Origin of the sequence: Nocardia grenadensis NBRC 108939, assembly GCF_001613445.1 — a bacterium.
GTDB classification, from domain to species: domain Bacteria; phylum Actinomycetota; class Actinomycetes; order Mycobacteriales; family Mycobacteriaceae; genus Nocardia; species Nocardia grenadensis.
The window spans coordinates 249,536-265,176 of sequence record NZ_BDCJ01000006.1 but is presented as its reverse complement, the minus strand read 5'-3'; the positions used below and the strand labels follow the sequence as shown (position 1 = coordinate 265,176).

At 68.1% G+C, this 15,641-nt stretch carries 13 protein-coding genes and 1 pseudogene; 3 read left to right on the top strand and 11 right to left on the bottom strand.

Annotated features, from left to right (window positions below):
- Positions 1 to 60 precede the first annotated feature (60 nt).
- Both NGR01S_RS08155 and NGR01S_RS08150 read right to left on the bottom strand, forming a co-directional pair.
- Complete coding sequence (locus tag NGR01S_RS08155) at positions 61 to 1,536, bottom strand: alpha/beta hydrolase family protein (RefSeq protein WP_063035552.1); 1,476 nt, start codon at positions 1,534 to 1,536, stop codon at positions 61 to 63.
- Between the two features lie 60 nt (positions 1,537 to 1,596).
- Positions 1,597 to 2,472, bottom strand: coding sequence for a helix-turn-helix domain-containing protein (locus NGR01S_RS08150; RefSeq protein ID WP_245664484.1), 876 nt, complete (start codon positions 2,470 to 2,472; stop codon positions 1,597 to 1,599).
- 1,050 nt (positions 2,473 to 3,522) lie between these two features.
- On the opposite strand from NGR01S_RS08150, the gene egtD reads away from it, so the two are divergent.
- Positions 3,523 to 4,497 carry an L-histidine N(alpha)-methyltransferase gene (gene egtD / locus NGR01S_RS08145; protein WP_063035551.1) on the top strand — a complete coding sequence of 325 codons (975 nt, stop codon included), beginning with the start codon at positions 3,523 to 3,525 and terminating at the stop codon, positions 4,495 to 4,497.
- 270 nt (positions 4,498 to 4,767) lie between these two features.
- Here egtD and NGR01S_RS08140 read toward each other — a convergent pair whose 3' ends face one another.
- The 5 genes and pseudogenes from NGR01S_RS08140 to NGR01S_RS08120 form a co-directional block, all read right to left on the bottom strand.
- Positions 4,768 to 5,703, bottom strand: coding sequence for an aldose 1-epimerase family protein (locus NGR01S_RS08140; protein WP_245664483.1), 936 nt, complete (start codon positions 5,701 to 5,703; stop codon positions 4,768 to 4,770).
- A gap of 129 nt (positions 5,704 to 5,832) precedes the next feature.
- Entirely contained in the window at positions 5,833 to 6,120 is a 288-nt protein-coding gene (locus tag NGR01S_RS08135; RefSeq protein WP_063035550.1) for a DUF1330 domain-containing protein, read from the bottom strand.
- A gap of 116 nt (positions 6,121 to 6,236) precedes the next feature.
- On the bottom strand, positions 6,237 to 7,247 hold the full coding sequence (locus NGR01S_RS08130; RefSeq protein ID WP_063035549.1) for an adenylate/guanylate cyclase domain-containing protein: 1,011 nt from the start codon (positions 7,245 to 7,247) through the stop codon (positions 6,237 to 6,239).
- A gap of 543 nt (positions 7,248 to 7,790) precedes the next feature.
- Positions 7,791 to 9,851 (bottom strand): annotated as a pseudogene (locus tag NGR01S_RS08125) (CocE/NonD family hydrolase); the annotation flags it as partial.
- Between the two features lie 186 nt (positions 9,852 to 10,037).
- Positions 10,038 to 10,667 (bottom strand): class I SAM-dependent methyltransferase, encoded by a 630-nt coding sequence (locus tag NGR01S_RS08120; protein ID WP_063035548.1) that lies wholly within the window; start codon positions 10,665 to 10,667, stop codon positions 10,038 to 10,040.
- 89 nt (positions 10,668 to 10,756) lie between these two features.
- Between NGR01S_RS08120 and NGR01S_RS08115 the strand changes: the two genes are divergently transcribed.
- Positions 10,757 to 11,338, top strand: coding sequence for a helix-turn-helix domain-containing protein (locus NGR01S_RS08115; protein WP_063035547.1), 582 nt, complete (start codon positions 10,757 to 10,759; stop codon positions 11,336 to 11,338).
- Positions 11,339 to 11,587: 249 nt separating this feature from the next.
- Positions 11,588 to 12,130 carry a C40 family peptidase gene (locus NGR01S_RS08110; protein ID WP_063035546.1) on the top strand — a complete coding sequence of 181 codons (543 nt, stop codon included), beginning with the start codon at positions 11,588 to 11,590 and terminating at the stop codon, positions 12,128 to 12,130.
- 124 nt (positions 12,131 to 12,254) lie between these two features.
- On the opposite strand, the gene NGR01S_RS08105 is transcribed toward NGR01S_RS08110, so the two are convergent.
- The 4 genes from NGR01S_RS08105 to NGR01S_RS08090 all read right to left on the bottom strand — a co-directional run bounded on the left by NGR01S_RS08105 (position 12,255) and on the right by NGR01S_RS08090 (position 15,583).
- On the bottom strand, positions 12,255 to 13,421 hold the full coding sequence (locus tag NGR01S_RS08105) for a thiolase family protein (RefSeq protein WP_063035545.1): 1,167 nt from the start codon (positions 13,419 to 13,421) through the stop codon (positions 12,255 to 12,257).
- Between the two features lie 176 nt (positions 13,422 to 13,597).
- Positions 13,598 to 14,734, bottom strand: coding sequence for a Fic family protein (locus NGR01S_RS08100; RefSeq protein WP_063035544.1), 1,137 nt, complete (start codon positions 14,732 to 14,734; stop codon positions 13,598 to 13,600).
- Between the two features lie 154 nt (positions 14,735 to 14,888).
- A complete protein-coding gene (locus tag NGR01S_RS08095) occupies positions 14,889 to 15,353 on the bottom strand; it encodes a PIN domain-containing protein (protein ID WP_218020746.1) in 465 nt (154 codons plus the stop codon).
- Positions 15,350 to 15,583: a ribbon-helix-helix protein, CopG family gene (locus NGR01S_RS08090; RefSeq protein WP_063035543.1), complete on the bottom strand. Its 234-nt coding sequence runs from the start codon at positions 15,581 to 15,583 to the stop codon at positions 15,350 to 15,352. Before NGR01S_RS08090 ends, NGR01S_RS08095 begins: the two co-directional genes overlap by 4 nt.
- Positions 15,584 to 15,641: the final 58 nt, after the last annotated feature.

The following is a 15,641-nucleotide window of genomic DNA, read 5'->3' as shown; positions in this document are numbered from 1 at the left end:
CGGAGCCGGGCACGGGCATCGCCCCCGGCCGGATCGTCCGGCGGTGATCAGGCCGGTGGATCATCGGCGCTCGATGCGGATCTCACTCCACGGGGCCGGCCCGTCCAGCAACGCCGAGTGGCCTCCGGACAGAAACCGCTCGAAGAAGGCCAGCGTGTACGCGGCGACGATTTCGTGTCCACGCGCGCCCCCGATCGGCCCCGAGAGGCCGATTTTCTGCGCCAAGGGCGTCCAGGCGGGGGCATCGGTGAAATTCAGATGGAACATTCCCGGGATCTCCACGTGGTATCCCTGTCCCGGCCGACTCGCGGCGAACACGTCGCGCTGGGTGGTGATCGTTTCGGTGATCTCCCGATCGGGCCAGCCACCGCTGCGGTCACGTTCGAGCAGAATGGATCCGGCGTCACGGGTCAGCCACATACTCGGTTGCCGCGGACCGTCACGCACTACGTCGGCCGGCATCGCGGCGTCCATCATCGAGCAGGCGCGCAACCGCCGGTCGGCGTGGCAGGCCTGGCCGACCGTCATCGCGCCGAGCGAGACCCCGAAGGCGCCGGCCCGTTCCAGGTCGAGACGGCCGGTCAGCAGACCCTCCGGATCCTCGGCGTTCAACCGGGCCAGCTGATCGAGCGCGAACCCGATATCCCCTGCCAGGTAGGGAATGAGGCCGCCGGGTAGTTCGGCATAGCCGAGCGCGGGAGCGGGCGTGGCCGGGGTCAGGCTCTGCTGGATCGCCGGATACACCCGGTCCTTCGTCCATCCGGCGATCGTGCGGCCGTCGGGGAACACGGTGGCGGCGGAGGTGTACGGCTGATCGAGGCCCACCACGACGAATCCGTGCGAGACCAGTCGCTCCACCTGGAACATATTGGACTGCCGGAAAGCGTTGAGACCGGAGGCGAAGACCAATACCGGGTAACGAGGACGGGCCGCCGCCACCGATGGGCGCCGGGTGGCGTGCGTGGGAACCCGGTCCCAGAAATCGAATACGAAACCCGGGGCGCCGAGCAGTGGGCCCGCCGCGGCCGAGAGTTCTTTCGCGTCGGCCACATACGGCGCGGTGGAGGCATCGGTGGCGGCCTCGGCCGGATACCAGACCTGTGCCATCAGTTCGCGGCGGGCGGTGGGGTCGGGATCGAAGATCTCCCGGCGTGCCGCGTCGCGCCAGTGGTAGGTCACGGTGCCGATCGCGTACGGACCGCCGGGCTGCGGCAGCCCGAACACCGGAACCGCGACCGGGGTCGCCACCGATACAGCGACAATCACTGTGCCAGATACTATTCCGAGAGCATGCAACCATGTGGGAGCACTGCCGGTACGGGTGGCCCCGAGCGTCCACACCACTGCCAGGGTCACCGACAGGACGTAGGCCGGAACCATCGGCCAGCGGTAACCGTCGGCGAGCAATTGAGCGCAGGCCGCGAGCGGCGCGAGGACGGCGATATGCCGCAGGCGGCGCAGCCCCCCGCGCCACCGCACCACCAGTGCGATCAGGCCCGCGACATTCGCCGCCCACAACAAGATCTCGGCCGCCATCGACTCTTCCTCCCGGCGTACTCGTGGCATCGCACCGGAAGACCCGCCGGCGCGGGCCCACTATCGAACGGCCGGCTCGGCACGGTCTAGGAAGAATGTTCCCCAGGCCTGGTGGCGACGCCTCGAGAACGGATTCAGCATCTCGCGCGTCAGCGTGGCGGGGGTGACACCGATGAAACTCGACATATCCCGGCCGAGATGGGACTGATCGGTATAACCGCAGCACGCGGCGATATCGGCGGCAGACCCGCCCGCCACCAGACCGTCGACCGCGTGCCGGAACCGGACCAGCATCGCGGCCCGTTTGGGGGTCAGCCCGATCTGGGCATGGAATCTCGCCCACAACCGTTTACGGCTCCATCCGCACGCTTCGGCGAGCTCGTCGATCCGCACCTGCCCGCGACCGGTCACGATGCGCCGCCAGCTCACAGCCACCTCGGGGTCCACCGCGCGGGCCGGATCGGCCCGCGCGGTCAGGAAGTCCTCCGTGAGCGCGAACCGCCGCTCCCAGGTCGCGGCGGCGGCCAGCCGTTCCCGCAGCAGCTCCGCCCGCGGTCCCCACAGTTCGGTGAGGTCGACGACGGCGCCGCTCAGCTCGCCGGGCGCCACACCCAACAGCGAATAAGCCTGCACCGGCGACAGCCGCGCCTCGACCCACGCGGGGCGGGCGCCGCCGATCCGCATGGCCCCGCTGGCGCAGCCCGCCACGAAGGCGGTGAGTTCGCGTCGGCCGCCCGCGCCCTCCACAGTCAGCCCGCTGCCCCCGAATTCGATCACCACGGTGACCGCCGGGATATCGGCGACCCGCAGTTCCAGACCGGATTCGCGACGATCACGGAACCCGATCATCGCCGCCCGGCGCCCCGGCACGACACGCGACGGTGGGCCGATCTCCCATTCGCCGCCCGGAGCGCTGTCCGGCGAACTCACCTGCACACGACCAGGCTAACCGGGCATTTCACGGGTGGGCGGCCACCCGCTCCGTTATGCGGCGGCCACCGGGATGCCGGGATCGGCGCGGTTCATCCTTCCCTCGGTTCGGAACACGCGGTGCGCACCGCGCCGCGGGATATCCCGGCGGGCCGAGGCATCCGGCGGGGTCGCGGACACAACAGGCGACTCCGGCGGCGGTGGTGGACCGGCAGGTCGGCCCGGGTGAGCCGACCTGCCGGTCGCGGGCAGTCGGCGGGCACGCGCCGGGTGCACCAGAAGTCCACCCGGGCCTCCGGGCCGCCGATGAGGTACCGGTTCGCTCCTCGCGGCGGACCACTGGTCCGGATCGCGATAGGTGTGGCCGTCGGGAGGTTCGCCGAATACCGCGCGACCTTCGCCGCCCGGTGCACGCCGAGGGCGGGAGGGGCGGTCCGGACACACGAGAACAGGCGCGGATCTGCTCATGGGTCCGGTCCCGGCCCGATTCCGGACCGGCCCCGGGTGCGTCACCGCGATCGGCGTAACAGCCGTCGGGGCGGTGAGCCGCGCATCGGGATGATGTCCGGCCGACATATCGCGGCGACGGCCGGAGAATTCCGGCGAGAAGATCGGCATCCATCTCTCCTGTCCAGGAGCGGTGCGTGCTGTCCGCGGCGCGGCATCCGATCATTGTCCGACCAGTAGCCAATATTGCCTCCTGGGTAGCGGGTGTCAAGCGGCGGCGCGATTGCGGAACGGCCACGGGTGGGATAAATCCACATCTGTAATGCCCATATTTGCCCGGCACGACTTCACCGTAAGGACCGAAACTGGCACGCACTCGAGTTTGCCAGAAGGATGCCAAGTGGGTCCACGCGGACCGATTACCCGGTGGATTCCGGGGAAATGCCTGCCCGCGATACCGGCATCCCTCGCCGATCTGCGCGGATACGGAAAGCCGGTACCCCCACAGATCGCGCACAAGTGCGGATATTCCGCTGGAAGTTGGCGGATGTCCCGCCGCCACGGTTGCCCTAACTTCACGGCGACGGCCGCGGAACAGAGAGGGATCCCATGGCTATCGCACCCACCTTCGATATTCAGCTCACGGAGGCCGATCTGCGCGAGCAACTGCGCACCGATGTGCTTTGGGGTTTGTCCGGTCCCCGGAAATGGCTGCCCCCGAAATGGTTCTACGACGCCCGCGGAAACGCGCTGTTCGACCTCATCACCCGGCTGCCGGAGTACTATCCCGCCCGCACCGAACGCGAACTGCTACACACCGCGGCGGACGAGATCGCCCGGCACGCCTCGGGCGCGACCGAACTGGTCGAACTCGGTTCGGGGTCCTCCGAGAAGACCCGGCTGTTGCTGAACGCGCTCACCGCGCACGGCTCGCTGTGCTCCTACGTACCGCAGGATGTCTCCGAAACCGCGCTACGGGCCGCGGCCGATTGGACAAGCGGCGAATTCCCGCATCTGTCCATTCACGGCATCGTCAGTGATTTCACCACCATGCTCGCGGCACTCCCGCCCGGCGGCCGCCGGTTGATCGCGCTGCTCGGCGGCACCCTGGGTAATCTGCCACCCTTCGAACGCACCGCATTCCTGGGCGAATTGCACCAGGTCCTCGCGCCGGGCGAGCAGCTGCTCGTCGGCGTGGGCCTGGTCACCGACCCCGCCGTGATGATTGCCGCCTACAACGACGCCGCGGGAGTGACCGCGGAGTTCAACCGCAATATGTTGCATGTACTGAACGACCGACTCGGCGCCGATTTCGATCCGCTCGCATTCGCCCATCTCGCGGTGTGGGACCCGGACCTCGAATGGATCGAAATGCGCCTGGCGGCCACCGAGGCGATGCGCGTGACGATCCCCGATCTGGATCTCGTGGTCGATTTCGCCGCCGGAGAGCAGCTGCGCACCGCGATCTCGGCGCAGTTCCGGCTGTCCGGGTTCCGCGCCGAACTGGCCACCGCCGGTTTCCGTATGCGTCGCGCCTGGACCGACCCCGCCGAACGATTCGCACTGGTGCTGGCCGACAGGTGAGCCGACCGCCCGTCGCCCCCGGCCCCGAAGGACTGCCGCGGGCGCGGCGGTAGCGGGCCATGCCCTCGGTTTCCGGACGATCGGCGCGACAGCCACATCGGCATACGGCGCGGACGCGGTCCGGGACTGCCGAATTCCCGCCGACCACCAATGCGCGGTATTCGACATGAACAGCGTGGACCGCAAAATCGTGACCGCGCCGTCGAACCGTGCTAGTCGATCCTCCAACAACCGGTATCCGGCCCCGCTGTTCCGCCGCCCCGCGCGAATTCAACGATCCCCGTCGGCCCCGGGCGTGTACCGGATACGCCATCCGCCCTCCCAGCGCGCACCCGGTGCGAGGTGACGCAATCCGTCACCCGAGTTCAGCGCGTTCGGCGGGGCCGTCATCGGTTCCAGCGCGACCGCGAGCCCCTGTCCCCGCGGGCGTGGGAACTCCCGCGGGGTGAAAACCTGCAGGTACTCCCACCCCGCATCCTGGACGAGTTCGACCGTCGCGCCGTCGGGCGCGGTGAGCCGGGCCGCCGCTGCGGGCGTCACCCCGCCGAACGGGGTGTCCAGGTCCAGCTCCGGCAGCGACACTCCGGCCCGCAGGTCGTAACGGGTGCCCTCGACCGGGTGTTCGGCCACCGGATTCATGCGGGCGTCGACTTCGAAATAGGTTGCGGCGGAGACCGTCAGCACCAGGTCTTCGACCGGCGTCTCGCCGACCCGGAGGTACGGGTGCGCGCCCACGGCGTACGGTGCCGGCCGGTCGCCGTGGTTCACCACGCCGTGGGTCACGGCGAGCCCGTCGGAGCGCAGTTCGTAGCGCACCCAGGTGTCGAGGAGGAACGGCCAGCCGTGCTGGGGTGGTATGAGCGCGCCCAGGGTCACTGCGGCGGACGACAGTTCCCGCACCTCGTAGCCGGTGTTGCGCAGCAACCCGTGGATCGCGTTCGACCGCGCCGGTTCGGTGATATCGAGCTGCTGGGGTAATCCGTCGAGGATCCAGATCCCGTCGCGGACCCGGTTGGGCCAGGGCGCCAGCACGATTCCGGCGCCCATCGGCGGCGTCGACTCGGCCGCAACCGGTTCGGTGACCGCGACGCCGCCGACGGTCAGCCCACGCAGGACGGCGGCCACGGTGCCGATCTCGGCGCGTACGCCGGAGAGCTCCAGTACGATCGAGCGGCCGGTCGGGGTGATGCGCTCGGAGAGGGTCACCTCGTCAGCCTAGATACCCGGCCCGGCCGCGGCCGGCGAACGCGCGCCACCGCGTCGCTCGCCCGGCCACAGCGGCGGCAACCGCCACGGCCGGAGGGCCCTACGCGGGCCGCACGCGGACAGAGGCGACTACAGCCCGTTGACGATTACCGCGTTGCAGTCCGCAGCCGCCTGGCGCAGCGGGATCGCCGCCTGGTATTCCTCGGACTCGTACCAGGCCCGGGCCGCTTCGGGAGATTCGAATTCCAGCACCACGGTCTGAGTAGCGGGCCATTCCCCTTCGAGGACCTCGAACTTGGTGTCGATCGCCAGGACCTTCACCCCGGCGGCCATCGCCTTTCCGGCTGCCTTACCGTATTCGGCCATCCCCGCCGGGTCCTTGATCAGCTCGGTCACGATGACGTAGCCCTTGGCCATCCTGGTCTCCTTTTCACGCGTGAGCCGCGACCGGCTCCCGCGACGACCCTACCCATAGTGAGATTTACGGTGTCAGAAATCTCATATGCTGAAACCGATAATGCCGCTGGGAGGGGTCAGGACGCGGCCCGGCCGTTGCGCCGGAGCAGATGCGGACGCAGCCGGTTGAACCCGCGTACGCGCACACTCCGCAGGTGTTTGATGCTCAGCTCGGACTCGCCGTCCAGTTCCGCCGCGGCCCCGTCGTCCACCAGAATCGTGCCCGGCCGGGCGACACCGGTGAGCCGGGCGGCGATATTCACCACCGAGCCGTACAGGTCGCCGAAACGTTGCAGCACCGGCCCGTAGGCCAGCGCGATCCGCAACTCCGGTGTGGTGCCCACCGTCATGGTGGATTCCTGGAGGGCCAATGCGATCCGGGCCGCGGCCAGCGGCGATTCGGCCGCGAACATCACTTCGTCGCCGACGTTCTTGACGACCCAGCCGCCGTTCTCGGCGATGGCGTCGTTGGTGGTGGATTCGAACGCTTCCAGCAGCGTGGACAGTTCGTCGGGATGCAGATGCCGGGTGAGCCGGGTGTAGCCGACCATATCCGCGAATCCGACGGCCAGCACCCGGGTGGAATCGGCGGGCGGACCGGTCTCCTCCAGATTCCGCGCGAGTGCCGCGTCGAGGTGGCGCCGCCAGGCGTAGGACAGCAGGCCCTCCAGCAGTTCCACCGTTTCCGCGGTGGCGGTACGGGTGATCTGTTCCCGGTCCCCGTCCGTTCCGGCCGCGGCGACACGTCGATCGATCTCGGCCAGGACCAGATCCACCTGCCATTCGGCCAGCCGTGCCATGGTCTGCCCGATGGTGCGAGCCGTCGCGGCCTGCTGCCGGGTATCGGCCCCGGCCAGAGCACCCACCTCCCGGAACCGCTGAATGGCCGCGATATCGGCGTCGGTGTAATCGCGCGCCCAATCGTCCTCGCTGGCCGGGAAACCGAGCGAGACCCACAGCCGCCGGGCGAGCTCGGGTGTCACCTCGGCTCTTTCGGCCACCTCGTTGCGGTTGTAGCGCCGGCGACCGGCGAGCAGGCTCGCCTCGGCCGCCGCCCGCACCAGTTCGGCCCTCTCCTGCGACACCATGGGCGAAACCTTACGACGCGCCGGCGGGCGCGCGACCGGTCCGGGCGAATCCCGCGGTGATCTGCGTCATGTCCGGGCAGCGGCCCGGATACCGGCGGGCCGGGATCCCGGAGACCGCCGGAGTCGGCGGGCGCGCGGCAGTAGGGCGAACGCGGTCGCGATCCGGGTGGTCTACGGAACCGCGGCGGGCACGGGCCGCGGTGCGACCTCGGCGGGGCGCGCGGTGGGGTCCGGTGCGGGAACGGGCGCCTCGGCCGAAGGGGCCGGCGGCGTGGAAGCCCCCTGAGGTGCGTGGGTTTCGGCCGGCTGTGCGCCCGGAATTCCCGGCTGTGCGGTCGGAACCGCCGGTTGTGCCGGCTGTTCGGCGCGCGGGTTCGGCTTCTCGGGCTGTGCGGCGGGCGGGTTCGGCTGCGTGGCGGACGGGTTCGCCGGGGCCGCGGGCGGAGTGGGGGCCTGCGCGGGCTGCGGTGCCGGTACCGGCTGCGAAGCCGGAGCCGGCACCGGGCGCGGCGCGGCCTGCGCGGGTTCGGCGGGCGCGACGAACAGCGGCCGGTCGGTGGGCAGGTTGACGAAACTCGGCGCGGCCGGATCCAGTTCCAGATGCTGCGGTGCGAGCTCGCTGTCGTTCAGCATGGGCCGGAATGCCAATGCCTTCGGCGAATTGCCGGCGAAGACGTCGAGCCGCAGCCGGTGCCCGGGCGCCAGGACCGCCTGGATCGGGATGACCGCGATATCGAGCGTCACCGGCTCGCCCGGCACCACTTTCTGCACACTGTCGAGGGTGAGCGGATTGTGCGGCGCGGTGAGGTCACCGTTGGCCGAGCGGGTACTGCGGGACTCGTCGATCGCCCGCAGCGACGCGGTGAGCTGGCCGGTGCTCAGCACCGTCGAGGTACCGTCGGGCGCCACATCGTTGACCGTGACGTTCCAGTAGCCGTCCGCGGTGTCGTGCACGGTGTTGAGGTGCACATTGATCGGGCCGGACAGAATCGTGCGTTCGGCGATCGGCTCGCTGGTGAAGGTGAGCGCGTTGCGTTCGGCGATACGGGAATCCTTGGCGCACATGTCCAGCGCCGCGCCGATCCCCGCCGAACCCTGCGCCATGTCCCGCGAGCAGAAATTGGTCAGGCCCGGGGACACGGTGAGCCGTTCGGACGCGCCCGGCCGATCGGTGAGCGAGCCGTCGTGGAGCGAGTCGCCGGTCGTTCCGCTCGCCGCCCCGGACAGATACACCCGCCGGTGCGTCATACCCGGCTGGGGGAACCGGTCGAGCACGACCCAGTCCCCGCCCTGCTCCCAGACGATCACCGGCCCGTAGTCGGTGATGCCGTTGTCGATATCCTTGAGCCAGTGGTCGAACCAGGCGCGTTGCAGCACGTCCAGTCGCGGCGGCGCCCCGGGGCGTCCGGTCCCGGCACCGGGGTTGGCGTGGTAGGTGTCGCCGACGATGAGCTGTTTGCGGCCCGGCGGCAGGGGGATGTCGTTGTAGAGCGTGGTCGCGCTGTTGGCGAAGATATCGTGCCAGCCGCCGTAGACGAAGGTCGGCACGGTGATCTTCTCCGGATGGCCCATGATGCCCTGGCGGAAGGCGCTGTTCTCGTCCAACGCGTCGGCCAGGGCCGGCGGCATATCCCGCAGGGACGGGGTGAGCAGCGCCTGGGCGAGCAGATCGTAGTTCGTCGCGGGATCGGCCATACGGTCGCTGAGCCACTGCCAGTCGAAGGTGCCGTTGAGCATGGCCTTCACATCGGGCATGAGCTTGGCCTGGTTCACCTGATTGAGCCACAGCGGCAGGAAGGTCACGCCGACACCGCCGCCCGGCGCCACCACATCGCGCATGAGATCGCTACCCGGTTCGACCGGGAAGATGGCCTGTAGCGGTTTCGGGGCGTTCTCCGCGGCACGCAACTGGTTGATCCCGGCATAGGAACCACCGCTCATGGCGACCCGCCCGTTGGACCACGGCTGCCGCGCCGACCATTCGATCACCTCGCGGGTATCGAGCTGTTCGCGCTCACCGAGGGTGTCCCACAACCCCTGCGACTGCCCGGTACCGCGCACATCGACGGAGACGATCGTGTAACCGGCGCGGACGAGTTGGCTGTCGAGCCCGAGCACGGTCGCCACCGTGCCGCCGTCCAGCGCGTGCAGCAGATCCTCGAATCCGCTGATCGGGGTGCCGGTCAGGTTGATCCGGCGGACCAGATCCATGGTCCACCGTCGCACTTCGGGGTCGCCCAGCGCCGAATCGATCATGCTCGACATCATTTTCGAGTACGGCGTCATGGTGACGATCGTGGGCAACGGGCGGGTCTCCACCGCCCCGCCGGCCGCCGCGGGCCGGTACACATCGGCTTTCAGCACCACACCGTCGCTCATGGTGATCAGTACGTCTTTGTCGATCCGCGTTTCGGGATACGGCTGCGGACCGTCGTGCAGATCGGTCCACTGCTGGGCGAGTTCGGCGGGCGATACCGCCGGCGAGGTGTCGCGGTGCACCGGGTGGCGCGCGGATTGGGTTGCCACCACCAGGATCACGGTCACGATGACTACCACGGTGGCGGCCGCCGCGGCCGCGAGCCCGTGAACCCGGTACAGCCGCATGAACAAACCCTCCACCTCGTGGTTCCGGTTTCCGCGCACAGTCGGCGCCGACAGTAGTTTCCGCACACAGGTGGAGCCGACGATAGCAATCAGCTCTGATAGAAGCGCGTTACGACGCGCGGACTCGGCCGATCACCGAAACCCGAGGTGGGCATACATCCGGGTGACCGAGCCCACGCCGCGCTGTCAGCGCACGCGCCGTGCCCGCAGGACAAGGTCTTTGACCTGATGTCCGGCGGCGGGCCGGTTGCGGTCGCGGCGCTCGTCGACCTCCACGGTCCAGCCGTCACCGAGAAGTTCGATGATCTCGGACGGCTGATAGAACTCGTAGGGGTCGAACCGAGGTGAGGGTCCGTCGCCCGCGTGCGAATGCCCACTCCCGTGCGAATGCTCCTCGCGCGGCGGGAATTCGGTGGGGTCGTGCGCGACGAACAGTAAGGTTCCCCCCGGGGCCACGGCCTCGAGCAACCCGCGCACGGTGGCGTGATCGGTTTCGTGCGCGATCGGAAAATAGAACGCCGACACCAGGTCGAAGGAACGGGGCGGCATCGGCGTGACGGTGATATCGGCGCGCTGCCACGAGATCTCCGGGTGCCCGGCCGCCGCGCGGTCCAGCGCGACCTGCGAGATATCCACCGCGGTCACCTGCCAGCCTTGTTCGGCCAGCCAGTAGGCGTCCGCTCCCTCTCCACAGCCGAGATCGAGGGCCTGGCCGGGTGCCGCACCGGTCACTTCCGCCACCAGGGCGTCATTCGGCAACCCGCTGAACCGCCGTTCGCTCTCGCCGTACATATCGTCCCAGAACTGCTGGTCCATCCGTTACTCCTGATCCCGTGAGGTATGACCCCAGCATCCGAACAAACAGCTGGCTTGACAAATTAATTTGCCAGTTCTGCAATAGAGGGATGGATCGGGAGTTCGGCGAGGTCATCGAGGCGATCGGCCCACGGCTGCGCGAACTACGCCGCCGCAACGGTACGACGCTGGCAGCACTGTCCGAGGTCACCGGCATCCCGGTGAGCACGCTGTCGCGCCTGGAATCGGGGCAGCGAAAACCCAGCCTCGAACTGCTGCTCCCACTGGCCAAGGCCCACCAGGTGCCGCTGGATGAACTCGTCGACGCGCCGGAGACCGGCGACCCCCGGGTCCACACCCGCCCGGTGACCCGGCACGGTCAGACCTTCATCCCGCTGACCCGCCGACCGGGCGGCCTGCAGGCCTACAAACAGATCCTGTCCGGCCGCGCCGCGGCCGAACCCGAAATGCACACCCACGAGGGCTACCACTGGCTCTATGTGCTCAACGGCAGACTCCGGCTCATACTCGGCGACCGGGACATGATCCTGACACCGGGGGAAGTGGCCGAATTCGATACCCATCTGCCGCACTGGTTCGGCAACGCCGACGAGCATCCGGTGGAGTATCTGAGCATCTACGGTCCGCAGGGCGAGCGGTTCCACATCAAGGCCAGATATCGCCCGAGCTGAATTCGGACACCGCCGCTACGCTGCGGAAATATAGATAGTTATTTCTTCGTGATCCGCATTGCCCGTGTCGTTTACCGATCGGCGCGCGATCACGCGAAATATGACTCCCCGGGTTTGCAGGACCGACATATAGCTGTGGTGTATTTCCAACGCTGTTCGAGTGGTCGGTGATGTTCTCCTCGCGCATTCGGCGGTACGAACCGTTCGCGCTCCCACCGGCTCTCGACCTGAGCACGGAGGACCGCAATTATGGATTCTGTACCGATACGTCAGCGCTGCGCCGCACTGGCTCTTTTCGCCGCCGCGGCCGGCGCCATTCTCGGAACAACGGCACCCGCCCAGGCCCAGCCGGTCACCCTGCCCGGCTTCGGCACCTTCGAAATTCCCGATCAGATACCCCTGCCGGCCGAAATCCCCGGTATCGGCGCACTCACCCCGCCGGTGGTGCCCGCCCCGGCCGTCGGCGATATCGCCGTGGCGGCGGCGCGCAGCAAGCTCGGGGCACCGTACGTCACCGGTGGTGCCGGACCGAACGTCTTCGACTGTTCGGGGCTGGTGCAGTGGGCATACCAGCAGGCCGGAGTGCAGGTACCGCGCACCAGCTGGTCCCAGCTGGCCGCCGGTACACCGGTACCGCTCGACCAGCTGCGTGTCGGCGATGTGATCTCCTACAGCGGTGGTGGCCATTCGGCGCTGTACGCCGGAGACGGTCAGGTGATCCACGCCGCGACCTCCACTGTGGAGATATCGCCGATGTCGTATTCGCCCGTGGTCGGAGCACGCCGCTTCTGACCCGAGCCGCACCGTGGTTCCCCATCGACCGGCGGCAAGCCTGCACCACAGCCTCGGGCCCACGGCGCACCTCACGGAACACGGCCCTCGGGACCGGGGTAGTCCCGAGGGCCGTGTTCGGTGATCAGAGACGTTCGATAATGGTGGCGTTCGCCAGACCGCCCGCCTCGCACATGGTCTGCAGCGCATACCGGCCACCGGTCTGCTCGAGATGGTTGACCATGGTGGCCAGGATCCGCACCCCCGAGGCGCCCAGCGGGTGCCCCAGCGCAATGGCCCCGCCGCGCGGGTTCAGCTTCTCCGGGTCGGCGTTCAGCTCGTGCTGCCAGACCAGCGGCACCGGCGCGAACGCCTCGTTGACCTCGTAGGCGTCGATATCGTCGATCGTCAGCCCGGCCCGCTCCAGCACCTTCTTCGAGGCCGGCACGGGCGCGGTCAGCATGAGCAGTGGGTCGTCACCCACCACCGCGAAGGAATGGAAACGCGCCCGCGGCCGCAGTCCGAGCTTCGTAGCGGCCTGCTCGCTCATGATCAGCGCGGCCGACGCCCCGTCGGTGAGCGGCGAGGAGTTGCCCGGGGTGATGGACCAGTCGATCTCCGGGAACCGCCGCGTGTACTGCTCGTCGACGAAGGCCGGCTTCAGGCCCGCGAGCTTCTCCGGAGTGGATCCGGCCCGGATGGTCTCGTCCGCGGTCAGCGCCCCGGCGGCGACCAGCTCCCGGTCGAACCCGCCGGCCGCGGCGGTCTCGGCCGCCAGCCGATGGGACCGGGCCGCGAATTCGTCGAGGGTGGCCCGGTCGAACTTCCAGCGCGCCGCCAGGATCTCGGCGGCGACACCCTGCTGCACCAGCCCCTCCGGGTACTGGTGCACGATGGGACCGCGATTGGCGTCGCGCCCCTGCGCGTTGGAGAACATGGGCACCCGGCTCATCGACTCGACACCGCAGGCAATGGCGATATCGTAGGCGCCCGCGAGCACACCCTGCGCGGCGAAATGCGCGGCCTGCTGGCTGGATCCGCACTGCCGGTCCACCGTGGTGGCCGGTACCGATTCGGGGAATCCCGCGGCCAGTACGGCGGTGCGGGAGATATTGAAGGCCTGTTCCCCGCTCTGGGTCACGCAGCCGCCGATCACATCGTCGACGAGCGCCGGATCCAGGTCGTTGCGCTGCAGCAGCTCGCTCAGTACCCCGGCCAGCAGAGTCGCCGGGTGTACCCCGGACAACCCCCCACCGGCCTTACCCTTCCCGGACGGCGTGCGAACCACATCGACGATGACGGCGGACTGCATAGTCCCTCCTGAATTGCTCGTTCCGGCCGGTCAAGTTAATGACCGTTCGATTTAAGTTAACACGCATTCGCATGGTTGGACCAGAGTGGTACGCCACACCCGACAGACGATCAACAATCCGCACCGCCGCCCGAGTTCGCGCTCGGACCCACGGACCGGCGGCCGGCGGGAAACGACTACGTGCGGTAGGGGTTCCGCAGTGTCGTCGGCGTATGCGCCACCTCGGAAACCTTTTCGGGAAAGCGAGCACCGGCGACATAGAACCGGGCGCGGGTCCGTCCCACCGGCTCCAGGATCTGCCGACGCACCAGTTCACGCAGGTCCCGCTGGGCCTGCTGAACGCTCAGACTCTCGCTGCGTTCGTAGCGGCTCCGGCGTACCCGGCCCGCCATCGCGACGTCGTGCAACGCGGTGACGAGCCGCTCGTCGAGTGACTCGGCGACGGCGAACTCCAGCAAGTGTTCCCACACCCGTCCGGACCGGACGAAGCGCGCATGCACAGTCTGCGCTTGCTGGTGGTAGGCGATCAGATTGAACCGAATCCACTCCGATACATCCTGGTCGGGCAGATACTCACTACCCCGGCGTCCCAGCACCTGGTAGTACTCCCACGTATTGCCCGGTCGCCCGAGCCATGCCTCGATCGAAGAGAACTCCGGAGCGAGCACCCCTTCCCGCGCGATCATCAGCGTCTGTAGCGAGCGCGACATCCGGCCGTTTCCGTCGACCCAGGGATGTATGGACACAAGATGCAGATGGGCCATCGCGGCACGGACGAGCGGATGGGTGCCGTCCGCTGTCTCGAGCCACTCCACCAGCTCCGCCATGAGCGCAGGCACAGCATCGGCCTCCGGCGCGGTGTACGCGGCGATGCTCGGGTCGCGGGCATCGGTCACATAGACCGGCCCCCGTCGCCACTGTCCCGCCGGCTTACGCGGAGAATGCCTATGCCCCTGCAACATCCAGTGCAGCGCGTTGAGTAACCCCTTGCTGTAGGCGAAATCCTCGACATCGTGCAGGGTCTGGATGTAGGTCATCATCTGCTCGTAGGCGAGTGTCTCGGCGCGGTTCTCCTCGGAGATATCCACATCGCGCTCGCCGGCGAGCAAATCCTCGACGTCGATGGTGGCCACCTTGAAACCCTCGATGGAGTTCGACGCCGCCACGGCGTCGGCTGTGAGAAACTTCCGCAACCCCCCGGCCCACTTCGCAGGCACCTCTTGCAGCTGATGACGAAGCTCGCCCCGCATGCGGTCCACCTCGGCCAGCACGTCGCTGTCTTCGCTGGTCAGCGCAGGAGTGGGAAACAGCATTCCGCAACGATAGGTTGACGCGATCATTACGTCAAGGATATGCGTGGCATCAGCCACCGGCCGAGATCCAGCTTTCCGCCCTCGGGCCGATAACAGCGCGTGGCAGCCGAAGCACGAGTTCGGCAGGCCCCCGAAAGCGCCTCGTCCGCGACAGTCACAGGTCGTCGGGAAGAACCCGAAACGCTTGGTGGCGGGTCAGCGGGCCGAGTGCCCGAAAGTCACGGCGATCGAGCGTGAGCACCGAATTCGTTTCGTATTCAGCGGCGAGGGCCACACATACCGCATCCGCGAGATCGAGACACAGCGCTGGATAGAGAGTGCGTACGGCATTGGCCTGGTCGAGAATATCCGTTGTCACCGTGGCGATTTCGAATGATCCGCGACGCGCTTCGGCCGCAATGTCCTCGATCATCGAGGCGGCATGCCGCTGTCCGAGCGCACGACGGCCCACGTGGTCGAGTTCGGCCAGGACGAGCGGCGACAGAACCACGAGCCCGGCCGATTCGAGGACCGCGAAAGCCTTGTCACTTTCGGCCGAGGACGTATCGAAGGCGGCGAGGAGGCCGGAAGTGTCCGCGATGACGATCCCTATACGCGCCGGAGATGTGGAGGCGGTCATTCCGCGTCGTCGTCGGCAAGGATTTCGTCGACACGATCCGCCAGGGTGGGATCGCCGCTGGCGAACCGGCGCAGGCGCAGCGGCTCGGAACGTCGCCGTACTCGGAGTGCCGCCAAATGAATACCTTCGCGAATTATTTCGGCCTCACTCGTCTGTGTACGCGCCGCCGCTTCCTTGATGATCGCGAGATCCTCGGGATCGGCATACACCATAGTGCGCTTGAGTGACATATGCGTATGGTGTCATATACGTCGATAGCCGACAAGGGCATAGTGGAAACACGGTCGT

Excerpts from the sequence above, each read along its gene's own strand:
- NGR01S_RS08155 (WP_063035552.1), bottom strand. The coding sequence starts at position 1,536 with ATGGCGGCCGAGATCTTGTTGTGGGCGGCGAATGTCGCGGGCCTGATC.
- egtD (WP_063035551.1), top strand. The coding sequence starts at position 3,523 with ATGGCTATCGCACCCACCTTCGATATTCAGCTCACGGAGGCCGATCTG.
- NGR01S_RS08135 (WP_063035550.1), bottom strand. The coding sequence starts at position 6,120 with ATGGCCAAGGGCTACGTCATCGTGACCGAGCTGATCAAGGACCCGGCG.
- NGR01S_RS08130 (WP_063035549.1), bottom strand. The coding sequence starts at position 7,247 with ATGGTGTCGCAGGAGAGGGCCGAACTGGTGCGGGCGGCGGCCGAGGCG.
- NGR01S_RS08120 (WP_063035548.1), bottom strand. The coding sequence starts at position 10,667 with ATGGACCAGCAGTTCTGGGACGATATGTACGGCGAGAGCGAACGGCGG.
- NGR01S_RS08115 (WP_063035547.1), top strand. The coding sequence starts at position 10,757 with ATGGATCGGGAGTTCGGCGAGGTCATCGAGGCGATCGGCCCACGGCTG.
- NGR01S_RS08110 (WP_063035546.1), top strand. The coding sequence starts at position 11,588 with ATGGATTCTGTACCGATACGTCAGCGCTGCGCCGCACTGGCTCTTTTC.
- NGR01S_RS08105 (WP_063035545.1), bottom strand. The coding sequence starts at position 13,421 with ATGCAGTCCGCCGTCATCGTCGATGTGGTTCGCACGCCGTCCGGGAAG.
- NGR01S_RS08100 (WP_063035544.1), bottom strand. The coding sequence starts at position 14,734 with ATGCTGTTTCCCACTCCTGCGCTGACCAGCGAAGACAGCGACGTGCTG.
- NGR01S_RS08095 (WP_218020746.1), bottom strand. The coding sequence starts at position 15,353 with ATGACCGCCTCCACATCTCCGGCGCGTATAGGGATCGTCATCGCGGAC.
- NGR01S_RS08090 (WP_063035543.1), bottom strand. The coding sequence starts at position 15,583 with ATGTCACTCAAGCGCACTATGGTGTATGCCGATCCCGAGGATCTCGCG.